At 41.5% G+C, this 12785-nt stretch carries 10 protein-coding genes; 6 read left to right on the top strand and 4 right to left on the bottom strand.

Translation table 11 applies throughout. The features are described 5' to 3' along the window. Window positions 1-212 precede the first annotated feature (212 nt). Entirely contained in the window at window positions 213-1253 is a 1041-nt protein-coding gene (locus tag ACGHCK_RS07125; protein WP_251420698.1) for a VanZ family protein, read from the top strand. A gap of 381 nt (window positions 1254-1634) precedes the next feature. On the opposite strand, the gene ACGHCK_RS07120 is transcribed toward ACGHCK_RS07125, so the two are convergent. Further along, complete coding sequence (locus ACGHCK_RS07120; RefSeq protein ID WP_251420696.1) at window positions 1635-1790, bottom strand: hypothetical protein; 156 nt, start codon at window positions 1788-1790, stop codon at window positions 1635-1637. Window positions 1791-1954: 164 nt separating this feature from the next. On the opposite strand from ACGHCK_RS07120, the gene ACGHCK_RS07115 reads away from it, so the two are divergent. Both ACGHCK_RS07115 and ACGHCK_RS07110 read left to right on the top strand, forming a co-directional pair. After that, window positions 1955-3313, top strand: coding sequence for an LCP family protein (locus tag ACGHCK_RS07115; RefSeq protein WP_271328009.1), 1359 nt, complete (start codon window positions 1955-1957; stop codon window positions 3311-3313). A 243-nt stretch (window positions 3314-3556) separates the two neighbouring features. After that, complete coding sequence (locus ACGHCK_RS07110; RefSeq protein WP_251420692.1) at window positions 3557-5182, top strand: hypothetical protein; 1626 nt, start codon at window positions 3557-3559, stop codon at window positions 5180-5182. Between the two features lie 35 nt (window positions 5183-5217). Here ACGHCK_RS07110 and ACGHCK_RS07105 read toward each other — a convergent pair whose 3' ends face one another. From ACGHCK_RS07105 to ACGHCK_RS07095, 3 genes are all read right to left on the bottom strand, one after another. After that, a complete protein-coding gene (locus ACGHCK_RS07105) occupies window positions 5218-6072 on the bottom strand; it encodes a sugar ABC transporter permease (RefSeq protein WP_251420690.1) in 855 nt (284 codons plus the stop codon). Between the two features lies 1 nt (window position 6073). Then, window positions 6074-7423, bottom strand: coding sequence for a carbohydrate ABC transporter permease (locus ACGHCK_RS07100; protein WP_251420688.1), 1350 nt, complete (start codon window positions 7421-7423; stop codon window positions 6074-6076). A gap of 70 nt (window positions 7424-7493) precedes the next feature. Next, entirely contained in the window at window positions 7494-8729 is a 1236-nt protein-coding gene (locus tag ACGHCK_RS07095; RefSeq protein ID WP_271328008.1) for an extracellular solute-binding protein, read from the bottom strand. Window positions 8730-8997: 268 nt separating this feature from the next. Here ACGHCK_RS07095 and ACGHCK_RS07090 point away from each other — a divergent pair, with 268 nt between their 5' ends. The 3 genes from ACGHCK_RS07090 to ACGHCK_RS07080 all read left to right on the top strand — a co-directional run bounded on the left by ACGHCK_RS07090 (window position 8998) and on the right by ACGHCK_RS07080 (window position 12765). Further along, window positions 8998-10755: a glycoside hydrolase family 13 protein gene (locus ACGHCK_RS07090; RefSeq protein WP_271328007.1), complete on the top strand. Its 1758-nt coding sequence runs from the start codon at window positions 8998-9000 to the stop codon at window positions 10753-10755. Window positions 10756-10875: 120 nt separating this feature from the next. Beyond that, window positions 10876-11139 carry a DUF1294 domain-containing protein gene (locus ACGHCK_RS07085; protein WP_251420684.1) on the top strand — a complete coding sequence of 88 codons (264 nt, stop codon included), beginning with the start codon at window positions 10876-10878 and terminating at the stop codon, window positions 11137-11139. A gap of 18 nt (window positions 11140-11157) precedes the next feature. After that, window positions 11158-12765, top strand: coding sequence for an alpha-glucosidase (locus ACGHCK_RS07080; RefSeq protein WP_251420682.1), 1608 nt, complete (start codon window positions 11158-11160; stop codon window positions 12763-12765). The last annotated feature ends 20 nt before the right edge of the window (window positions 12766-12785 follow it).

The raw sequence follows: 12785 nt of genomic DNA, 5'->3' as shown, positions 1-12785 counted from the left end.
AGAGTGATGCTGAAGCTTTTGGAAAATTGCTTTTAGTCTTATAAGTATCTACATGTTTTAAAGTCTGCTGTGGCCTTTCATCCAGTAAAAGTTGTGAGTCGTAAGCTTTAGACTTCCAGACCTTACGTCATGTACATTGACAGAGTATTGAAGTTTTGATTTGTGTTTTTTGATGATATAATGAGGTTAAAATGAATTAAAAAAGGATTCTTATGCTGTCTTATCTCCATGCCATCCAAATTGGTGTACTGCTTTTCTTTATTTTCTTCCTGATCAGCCTCATCCCTTATATGATTGTTCAATATCGGAAGTACGGCCGAGTTAACCCTTGGCGTTTTTTCGTTAATTTTTCATTCATACTTTATCTGGTTTGTGCCTATGCGATGACGATTTTTCCACTGCCAAATGTAGAACAAGTGGCGCAGATGACGGGACCAAAGCAAAATCTTGTTCCTCTTGAGTTTGTGCGTCAGTTTATAGCTTACAATCCTCTAGAATTAAGTGACAAGAGTACATGGATCTTGGCGTTGAAAGCTCCAACATTTATTCAGCCCTTTTTCAACTTATTATTAACGCTGCCTTTTGGGATATATTTGCGCTATCTGTTTAAGAGAAGTTTTTCTCAATCCTTTGTTTTGAGCTTTCTCTTGACCTTGTCCTTTGAGTTTTTGCAACGCTCTGCCCTTTTTGGACTGTATCCTCGCCCTTATCGGCTTTTCGATGTGGATGATCTCCTGCTTAATACAGCTGGGAGCTTGATAGGGTTTGGGATAGCCTGCTTACTTGTGAAAGTTTTACCAGACTTAGATATACAGCAGCCACTTCCTGTTCAAGTCGGTATGATACGGCGTAGTATTGCTTTCGGTGTGGATATTATCTTGATGGAAATTATAGCAGCTTTTGTTCCCCATTTTTATATGGCGTTGCTCATAGTTTTTGTAGCAGTTCCTCTGCTTTTTAGAGGAACTTTTGGTCAAAAACTGCTCAAAATAAAAATAGAAGCTGGTCGTATAAATATTTTTATCCGACAACTCTTATTTCTGGTCAATTTTGGGATTTTAGGACTTTTAGGCTATTACCTTCAACGCTCGGGCTATGTAGCAGAAAATGAACTGGGACAAAACTTTTTGCTGATTATTCTTTGCTTGATACTTTTAATGCTACCAACGATAGACCTGCTTTTTTCTGCTCTGTCACGTAGGCAAAAGCTGTGGTATGAGCGCCTAAGCCGAACAGAACTTCGTGCAAAATGATGGCACTCCTGTAGCTTGGTAAAAAGCATAACTGGCAACTGCTTATTTTGTCCTTCTTTTGTGTTAAGCTAGGCGGTTTTGTGGCTTCTTTCATACCCATGTTTCCTGTTCCATTGTCAGGTAAGGCAAAGTGAAGAGATTACGATATCTATTATCACGGTTATTGCAGTCACTTCTCTTTGACATTGGTACAAGCGTACAGATAAGTAACATGGACAGGATGAACCACAGGACGTGCTTTTAATAAGTGTAAACAATCCCCAAGTTGCGGCGAAGAAATTGGGAATTTATGTATCATTCGATATTGAGTAGCTTACATTATAAATGTCTTGGTCGTCAAGGCATGTGATGACAGAAAAAAGTGAACCTGGCTAGAGCTGACTATTGATAGATTTCAATGGTCTTTTTGATTTCTTCCTTAGCAGCAATAAGTTTCTCATTAGGATTAGCGAAGTTTTTTATAGGACATTCTTTCAAAATATCAAGGTATTTCAACTCAGAAGCTGAGGAAGTGATTTTATCGATGTCAACATTCACTTTTTGAAATTTACACTCTCAGCGCCTTCAGCTGTATATTTTTACTCTGTTTGGGTTGAAACTCATTGAAGGTTGTTTAATAGGCATTCTCACAGATAACTCTATAGGGGGCTTTGCGGTAGGCAGTTGACATTATTTGTGGAGTATGGTGTAATAGACAGGTAATGAAAGATAATAGACAAAAACGCTTTGAATATCTAAAAGCAAACAAGGCTTATTTAAGCGAACGTGAAAAACAAGAATACTATGAGTTGCTTCAAGAGCTTAAGGGTTTCCAAGCTTTTGAGGAAGAATATCTTGCAGATATGGAGGAGGAACGAGCTGTTTCTGAATCTCCGTCTTTTGAAAGTCGGAGTAGAGCGAGGCGCTCAACAGGAGCTAAGGCTCCTTTAACTTCTGGGCGTCAAGGCAGGAAGAAAACAGAAACGCCAAACGTAGCTGACTCTGAAACAGAAGAAGTGCCCAGAAAGCCGAAAAAAAAGAAAAGCTGGTTGAAGCGTATTTTCTTTGTTTTACTTGCTCTCCTCTTAGTTATGGTAGGCTTCTTCATTTATGGCTATCAGCGAGGCATTAGTCGTGAAGGAGGTGCGATTAAGGCGGAACAGTTTCATGGTGCGGGGAATTCAGACGGTTCTGTGAACATTCTTCTCCTAGGTGCAGACCAACGCCCAGGACAAAGCTCTGACGTGGCGCATTCAGACAGTATCATGGTCTTAAACATCGGTAGAAGTGGCAAGATGCAGTTGGTAAGTTTCATGCGCGACACTCTGGTGAATATTCCTGGCGTTGGTGATGCCAGTCAAGGACCAAATATGAAACTCAATGCAGCCTTTACTATAGGGGAGCAAAATGAGAATCAAGGTGTAGAGTTAGTGCGTCAAACATTGCAGCAAAACTTTGGTATCAATGCTAAATATTATGCTGTGGTCGATTTTTCAAGCTTTGCAACAGTGATTGATTCTTTATTCCCGGGTGGTGTACAGATTGATGCCAAGTTCTCTACTATCAATGGGCAGAAATTTGATGAGGTTCCCGTGCCTGATGATTTGGCAGAAACTGAAGGGATGGCGCCTAATGATAGGGAGCTTAGTGCTGAAGAGGCAGCAGCCTTGGGCTATCCTGACGGTGGTGGTATTTTTATGATGATTAAGCAAGGTCCACAACGCATGAATGGTCGTACACTTTTGAACTATGCACGTTTTCGTCATGATGATCAGGGCGACTTTGGGCGTGTCCAACGCCAGCAGCAAGTGCTGGAGACTCTAACGTCGAAAGTGAAAAATCCATTGACCCTATTCACCGGGGCGAGTGCTTTAGGAACAGCGCGTGCCGTAACCATGACCAACTTGCCTAATACTTTTCTCTTAACGAAAGTTTTACCTGCGATGTTTGGAGGAGTAGAAACTACAACAATTCCAGATGACAATGACTGGCAGGCAGCTTATGATATGTATGGTGGTTCTGGTCTTTTAATCGATATGAACAAATATAGTGCTAAGGCAAAAGACATACTGGGACAATAGTTGGAGAAGACAGAAAAAGCATTCAGCTTCAAAGTTGAACGCTTTTTTTTGAGCTTGAAATAGTTGTGCTAAGGGCTAGGACACGTAGAGTTTATTTTTTTATCCGGTTGTTTTCTCATCAAACACTCATTTCATTTGACTATTTTTTTTTTTTTTTATACTATAGGCTCAGAAAGTAAATGTAACATTAGAAATTAATTCGTAATAAAAAACAATCTGCACGTTACGTTAAAGGAGGAGTTTATGACACCAGAAAAGAAAAAACGGCGGCAACTGCGCAATTTTGTGCTTCTGTCACTCTTATTGCTCTTGGTAGGCGGGACCTTCGCCTTCCAAGCTTTTAATCAGCGGGCCATCAATGACCGGATAAATGAGAATTTCTTTGGAGGACGAGTTCACGATTATTTTGATCGGGACACTGAAAACAAGGATGTTTTCGTTGAAAACTTTGGTGAGGGTGGAATCATGGCTCGTGTGCGTCTCTCGGAGTTTATGGATATCCAAAGGGCCGGAGAAGCGAGTGCCACTCCTGTAGTCGCTGGTAGCACACGGGACAATGTAGAAAGTTGGACCAACTTACGACTCAATGCTAACAATATAGCTGAGCGTGTCGGAGACTCAGCTGCTTTTAACCAGTACTCTACGTTGACATTTGGCTGGACACGTCAAGGGGAAACTGCGCCTTGGTACATGCCGACCTTTAATCGAGACAATACAGATTTGAGGACAGCGGCCGCTGGTCATGCGCGTGACTGGATTGCGGGAGCTGGAGCGACCGATGGTGTTACCGATGGCGCGACACATCCTGGCGACGGTACGGACGCTTACTGGTCCTCTGGCGACAGCTTTAACAACAGTGGTCCAATCTGGCCGGGAGAAGAAGCCACACATGATGCAGCTCAAAATCTGCAACAAGACCGTGCCCCTATAACCATGATCCAATGGGCTACTCTGCCGCTTGAAGACAGGGTAGGAAACTTTTGGGTTATTGACCATCAGACAGGCTGGGCTTATTGGGCCAATGTCTTGCAGTCAGGAGAAGCAACATCTTACTTGTTAGATGCGGCTGAGATGACGCCAGCAGCAAAGGATATCTCTGGGCAATATTACTATGGGATTCACGTAGACAGTCAGCTGGTGAGTCCGGATCACAGAAGTGAGTTTATGAGCATGGATGATGAACCGCTTTGGCATAGTCCCCACTTGCTTGACTTTCTGGAATCGGTTGCCAATGGCGTTGATCTAGGTTCCATTGAAGACTTGCCTGCTCACGAAGTTGACTTTACGACGATGCGTCCGGGTCAGATCTTTACCATGGAAGGCGAACAATACCGTTATTTGGAGAACATGGGGTCAGGAAATCACATGATTATCCGAAATCAAGTGTTTCGTAATACACTCCTTACTCAAGAAGATGTTGTCTTTAGTTCATGGTTTGACGGTTTAGACCCAGCGGTGCAGGCTATGGTCCAACCTGTGCCGAATACCTTTACTACGGGAGCTGTTTCCCCGAATTCGCTTGACTGGGGAGATCTTGACAGGTGGGTACCTACTAATCTAGTAGACTATCCTGAAGTTGAAGCTGATGTAACTCAAGTGGATACCTCAGGAACTCCTCGAGCATTTACACTTTCCTTAGCAGATGTGGCGCGTTTATCGGGACCTGGTCGTGGTTTTTCTAATCCAGCTGGTCGTGTGGGGCCTGACGATACTTGGTGGCTAATTCGTACCCGTGGAAGTGGTGCAAATCACGTTTGGAGGGTATATAGAAACCCGCTTTTATTTGGTAGATTTATAGGAGGTGAATTGAACAGCTCTGAAAACGCTGGTGGACTCCGTCCGGCCCTTATCGTCAACCCCTCCAACTAAAAAAACGTCAATTGACGTTTTTTATTCTGCAATCTTTAGCCTTTATCTGCCCCAGCAGTAATGCCGTTCACATAGAATTTCTGCATAGCGATAAAGAGGATGGTGATAGGGATAGCAATGATGACACATCCTGCAACAAACTGGGTAAAGTTTGTTGCTGAGGAGCCTCTGGAGTTGGTCATCATGTTTTGCAGACCATAAGCAATAGTCCGTGACTTAGGATCTCCTCCACCTAAGATAACACTGGCAAAGAGGAAGTCTAGCCAAGGTGCGATGAAGGCGGTAAGAGAGGTGTAAACAATCATAGGTTTTGAGAGTGGCAAGGTAATCTTAGTGAAAATTTGCCACTTTGTTGCACCATCAATAACAGCGGCCTCATCAATAGATGCCGGAATTGTGTCAAGGAAGCCTTTGAAAATGTAAAAGCCTAGACCAGAACCGCCGATATAAACTAAGGTTAATCCTGCCAAGTTGGTCATGTCGAAAGACTTGAGGATGTAATAGAGGGCAATCATGGCCATGATACCTGGGAACATCCCAAGGATGAGAGCCAGCTGGAGGAAGGGCTTACGTAGCTTGAAGCGTAAGCGAGAGAGTGCGTAGGACATGGCAGTGGTGATTAATGTATTTACCACTGCACAGATAACAGCGATGACAAAGGTGTTGATAAGCCAGTTGCCGTAAGGATAAACAGGGTTGTTAAAGATACCTATAAAGTTATCGAGTGTCCATTGTTGTGGGATGAAGGTTGAAACAAATCCTGTGTTATTTTTTGAGAAGCTGGTTAAGATAATCCAAATAATCGGGAAAATCCAGATAATTGCCAGCAAGGTTAGGATAACATATCTTAAGGCCAAAGAAGCCTGACGTTGGCGTTTATATGATTTCATTTTAGCCCTCCTTAAAAGCATTTGTACGACGGTAAGCGATCAGAGAAACTGTAGCGGAGATGATAAAGATGATGATACCGATAGCAGAGGCGATGTTGTAACTTGGGATAGACTTCATGGTTAAGTTATAAAGCCAAGTAATCAACAAGTCTGTTGACCCTGCTTGGAAGTATTCCGCATTCAGTGGCCCCCCCCCCGTTAGGAGGAAAATGACGTTGAAATTGTTAATGTTCCCGATAAACTGTTGAATCAAAGCGGGTGTCATAACAAATAAAATTTGTGGGAATGTAATCGAACGGAAGATATGGAAGCTGTTAGCCCCATCAATCTTGGCTGCTTCAATCTGATCCTGCGGTAAATTTTGAATAATCGCTGTTGAAATTAACATGGATACAGGGATACCGACCCACATGTTGACGCCGATAACGGAAATCTTAGCCAGCAAAGAGTCCATCAAAAATGGAATAGGATGATCGATGAGCCCGATACTTTGGAGCCAGCTGTTCAATGGTCCGTTATTGTCCAAGAACATATTCATCATCAAGAGAGAGACGAAAGAAGGAACGGCCATGACAATCACAAAAATCGTGCGCCAGAAAGCTTTGAATTTAATACCTGAGGACTCAATGAGCAAGGCAAGTAAAACACCGAAGAAGAAAGTTGTAGCTGTAGCTGCAACTGCCCAGAAGAGTGTCCAGCCTAAAACAGGGAAGAAAGTTCCAGCGATATTACCGGTAATGATTTGACCAAAGGAAGCAAAACCAGTCCAAGAAAAGCCAATAGGATGCTCTTGGTTGAAGTTAGTAAAGGCGATGGTGATCATGAAGAGCAGAGGTGCAATCGTGAAGACTAAGATACCAAGTACAGGTATAGCCATCAACGTATACTGGAGACGGCTATCCAAAAGTGTTGCCAGGTCTTCACGAGTCGTTGGGATATGCTCTCCGTCACGGTTTAAGGCATAAAGATGACGTGTTGAACGTAGGCTTGTGACGTAGATGGCAGCGAACATCGCGATGAAAACCAGTGCCATTACGCCGAAAAGGAGAATGAGCATCGAGTTATCAGGTTGCTGTGTAACATAAATCTGGCGTGCTTCATCAAAAACGACTTGTTTTGTCTTAACGTGTCCTAGACTACTCAAAAGACTAATTGCGCTTATACCATTGAAAATAAGCCAGAAGAGAAAGACAAATTCAATAATAAGAAAGATAAGGCCTTTAAGCCATTGCTTATTTTTCAGTTGAGCCAAACCCATAATGAAGAAACTAAGCTTGGTGAAAATATCACCTTCACGCCATACTTCTTTATATGTTGCCTCAGGAGATGGTTTAATTTTCTTTTTAAACATAAATTTTACCCCTTTTTATATAAAAAATAAGAGGATTAGGATGAGCCCAATCCCCTTAGAGTTAATTAAATTATTCAGTAGCTGATGAGATTGATTTCACGAAGTTATCAAGTTGTGCTTGGTATTGTGCAGCTGGAGTTTTGCCTTTATAGGCATTTTCAATCAATGGAGCTGCTAAGTTCCAGAATGTTGCCATTTGTGGCATCTTAGGCATCAAGGTATCATTTTCTACCTGCTTGATTACTGCAAGTGCAACAGGATCTTTAGCAACCTCAGAATCTTTTTGGGCTTCTTTTGATACTGGAATTGCATTATTGGCTTTGTACAAAGCTAATTGTGATTCTGTGTTTGACAAGTATTGTGCCAAAGCAGAAGCAGCAACAGGGTCTTTAGATTGTGAGTTTACAGCCAATGTACCTACACTAGAGAAAGCTTGCATTTGTTTAGAACCAGAGCCGAAGTCTGCTGTTGGTAAGGCTGTGGCACCAAAGTTATCACCGAGGATTTCCTTGATTGTAGCGCCATCCCATGGTCCATCAAGAACAGCGGCTGTTTTACCAGATTTGAGGTCAGAAAGAAGTGCTGTACCCGATTGTTTTACGCCTGGGTTGGATTTTTGTTGAGCAAACCATGTCATTGCTTGAACGCCTGCTTCTGTGTTTGCATTTGTACCGTCAACTGTTTCACCATCTTTACCAAAGAGATATGTGCCATTAGAAAGGAAGACAGGATACCAGTTGTATGAGTTTGTAAAGTCTGTACCAATTGGTTTTTCAGCAGTGAAGTCTGACCAATCTTTTGGTGCTTCACTAAATTTTGCTTTGTTATAGTAAACAATATTTGATTGTTCATCTTGTGGATAAGCGTAGAGTTTGCCTTTCCAAAAAACAGCATCAATAGCGATTTGGATATCGTTAGATTTTACCCAGTCTGTAGCTGATGGAGAGAGAGGGTTGATGTAACCTGCCTCAGCCATAGCACCCAACTGGTCATTAGGGGCTTTGAAGACATCTGCTGCCTTAGCTGGGTCCTTGCTTACATCTTGTTTAGCGTTTGCAGAACCGTTTGGAGACTGGGTAACAGTAACTTTGATGTTTGGATATTCTTTGTTGAAGTCCTTAACCAATTCTTTATAAGAAGCGACATTTGCTGGATCAACCCAAAGTGTCACCGAACCCTTATGGTCTTTTGCATCTGAAGAAGCTGAAGTTGAGCTGCCACTGTCTTTACTGTTGCCACAAGCTGCTAGACTGGCCAGAGCAATGAGAGAGACACTACTCAGAGCAACTTTTTTCCATGTGTTCATAATATTTCCTCCTAAATTTCGAAAATAATTTTTCTTGCTTTATAATTCTATTTTATGCAAACGCTTCCGTTTTGTCAAGTTTTGTTGTATTACAATTTGGTTACTTTAAAAAGTTGGTATATACAATAAAGTAGTATATGCTGAATATACCATATAATATATTTTTTGCTTAAAAATAAAGGAACTTAAAATAAGATTTGCAAACGGTTGCGCAAAAGTTAAGCTTGTGCTAAAATGAAGAAAAACAAGAAAAGCGAGGTGTTTATTTATGAACAAAGCAGCTATTTACCATCGTCCAGAATCAGAATTTGCTTATCTCTATACGGAGGAGACAATTCATGTACGTTTACGAGTGGCGCGTGATGATGTTAAAAGTGTTGTATTAATCTATGGTGATCCCTATATGTTTTCAGAACGCGAGGGTCAGCCGGAGAAGTCCTGGGATTATCAAGAAGCAGAGATGCGATATGCTCTTTCTACAGAAGAAAGTGATTTCTATATAACAGAGGTTGGTGTACCGCACAAGCGGATGGATTATGTATTCCTAATCACAGGACATGATGGAGAAAAAATCGTTTACACAGATTCAGGTATCCTGCCCTATGAAGATAAATTACTCACAAAGAAATATGCAGCCTTTCGCATGCCTTTTTTCCATGAAGTGGATCGTTTCAAGGCACCAGATTGGGTAAAAAATACTGTCTGGTATCAGATTTTCCCCGAACGTTTTGCCAATGGAAATCCAGCAATTAATCCAGAAGGAGTAAAAGAGTGGGATCCAACAGAGTCACCAGAACGTCAAGATTTTTATGGTGGCGACCTTCAAGGTGTGATTGACCATCTGGATCATCTGAGTGACTTAGGGGTCAATGGTATCTACTTTACACCTGTTTTCCAAGCTCATTCCAATCATAAATATGACACAGAAGATTATCTGAAAATTGATAAGCATTTTGGTGACTTGGAAGTTTTCAAAAAACTGGTAAAAGAGGCACATCAACGCGGGATAAAGGTCATGCTAGATGCCGTATTTAACCACATTGGTGATACGAGTCCACAATGGCAAGACGTTCTGAAAAATCAAAAAAATTCCAAATACGCAGAATGGTTCCACATCAATGAATGGCCGGCAAGCTATGTTGCAACAGATGATTTTGAAGTTGCAGAGGCAGCAACATATGATACCTTTGCTTTCACACCACACATGCCCAAGTTAAACACTGCCAATAAAGAGGTTCAAGAATACCTATTAAACATTGCAGAATACTGGATTAAAGAGTGTGATATTGACGCTTGGCGCTTGGATGTTGCGGACGAGGTCGACCATGCTTTCTGGAAAAAATTCCGTACAACTTGCGATGCGGCTAAGAAAGATTTTTACATCTTGGGAGAAGTTTGGCATTCTGCACAGCCTTGGCTTGTCGGCGATGAGTTTTCAGCAGTGATGAATTACGCCTATACAAACGCCATTATTGACACTTTTGTAAAAAAAGAATTGAACTTAGAGCAAATGGTGTCAGCCATTAACGCTCAGCTTATGCTTTACCGCAAGCAAACTAACCAAGTCATGTTTAACATTTTGGATTCGCACGACACACCACGTCTTTTGACTCAAGCAAAGGGAAATAAAGCCTTGGTCAAGCAAGTTCAAGCCTTTATGTACATGCAGCCTGGGGTACCTTGTATCTACTACGGTGATGAGTACGGCTTAGATGGTGGAGCTGATCCAGACTGTCGTAAATGTATGCCTTGGACGGAAGAACATCAAGATTTAGAGATGTTTGCTTTCTTTAAAGAGTTAGTAGCGTTCCGTCGTAAATATGCTGATATATTGAGTCAATCTGATGTGGAATGGCAAGTGATCGATGATGCGAATGGCCTTGTGAAACTCGTACGGGGTGAAATTAGTGCGGTCTTTAACATGGGCGAGCAACCTGTAGAATTTACAGGGGGTGAAATACTTCTAGCGCATCTGGCAGAGGAAAATAAAGTTCAAAAAGATGGGTTTGTAATTTATAAAAAATAATTAAAAGAAGCTTCTTAAACAATAGGTAGCTGATGACCACTTTCTAGTCAGAAGACACCCTTTTCTATATTGCTTCCTATATCGGAAAAATTTGTCATAATAGAGAAGAGGGAGATAAAGATGAGAGAGATATTATTGTTCATTCTGACGGTTTGGAATATTATCGTATTTGCTGTCTACGCTGTAGATAAGCGTCGAGCGCAGAGGCATGCTTGGCGAGTCCCTGAAAAGCTCTTGGTCATGCAAGCTATTCTTGGTGGTGGTTTCGGTGCATTTCTAGCTGGAAAAATTTGCCATCATAAAACGCGGAAATGGTATTTTTGGCTGGCTTGGTTAGTCGGGCTATTGATTGATTTAGGTTTGCTTGTTTTAATTCTAAGATAGACAGTCTAAGGTTAAAAGATGAAAAAAGAAAATTTCTCACATATGGTAGGATACCAAATTTATCCCAAGTCTTTTAAAGACAGTGACGGTGATGGCATTGGTGACTTGCAAGGAATCATTCAAAAATTGCCTTATTTGAAAGATTTGGGAGTAGATTTTATTTGGATAAATCCAATCTATAAAAGTCCACAAGTTGATGGTGGTTATGATATATCAGACTTTTACAGCATTGATGAACGTTTTGGAAGTTTGGAAGACCTGAAAGAGCTTTTAGAAAAAGCACATGCGAGTGGCTTAAAAGTTATCATGGATCTGGTTGTTAACCATACTTCGGACCAACATCCTTGGTTTATTGAATCTAAAAAATCAAAGAATAATCCCTATCGGGATTATTATCACTGGGCAGATGCTAAACCAGATGAAATGCCTAATAATTGGCAGTCTTTTTTTGGCGGTTCAGCTTGGACCTACGATGAAAAGACAGAGCAAGCGTATTTTCATGTCTTTGCGAAAGAGCAGCCAGACTTGAACTGGAAAAACCCACAAGTTCGTCAAGAAATCTATAAGATGATTAGAGGGTGGTTAGAGTTCGGTGTGGATGGTTTCCGTTTGGATGCCATTTCCCATATTCAAAAGGAAAATTGGGATTTTAAAATCAAGTCACTAAAGGGAAATGACCCTTGGCAGCCTTTTATGAATGTGTCAGGAATTGAGCAGTATATGTCTGACTTAAAGGAGATATTTGACCAGTATGATGCATTAACGGTAGGTGAAGCTTCGGGTGTAACTTCAACAGAGGCGCCGGATTGGACAGATGCAAGTTCGGGTTATCTCAATATGATTTTTGAGTTGGAGCATAATGTACGTCAGGAAGGAAACCCTGGCCATACTTGGATATATGCTTATAAAAAGATAATCATGCGTTGGCAGAAAGACATGCTGGCGCGTGGGTGGAATGCACTCTATCTTGAAAATCATGATCAGCCAAGAGCGATCAGTTGTTTTGGTGATGGCAGTATGGCCTCTGCCAAGTGTCTTGCAGTATCCTATATGCTTTTAAGAGGAACGCCATTCATTTATCAAGGGCAAGAGATAGGGATGAGTAATTTTCCCTTTACGGATATAGCGCAAACGGATGCAACTGAGATTAGGCGTGCTTATGAGGCGCTTTTAGCTCAAGGGCTCACTGAAAAGGAAGCTCTGGACAAGGTTATGGCGAACAGCAGAGATCACTCGCGCACTCCGATGCAATGGGATGACGGTCCTAATGCGGGCTTTACAAGCGGTAAGCCTTGGATGCCGATTCATCCAGACTATAAGGCAATCAATGTGAAAAATGCGCAAGAACTCTTGAATCTTTACAAAGATTTAATACGTCTGCGTCATGAGGAAGAAGATATCGCTCAAGGCAGCATTTGTTTTCTCTTTGAACATCATCGTACCGCTTTTGTTTATCAACGAGATGCGTTTTTGATTATTACTAATTTGGGGAAAACAAAGGCACATTTGGATTTTTCAGAACTTGAGACAAAGGATTATCAGCACATTCTCGGAAGCTGTAAGAGAAGTCTTGAAGAAAAAATGAGTCTCTTGCCTTGGGAATATCACGTGTTTACGAAAAATTAAGAGGGAGAAAGGGAGAAGGA

The organism is Lactococcus muris (assembly GCF_042849115.1).
Classification (GTDB): domain Bacteria; phylum Bacillota; class Bacilli; order Lactobacillales; family Streptococcaceae; genus Lactococcus; species Lactococcus muris.
The sequence above is the reverse complement of the archived record's forward strand: the minus strand, read 5'-3'. Positions and strand labels throughout refer to the sequence as shown.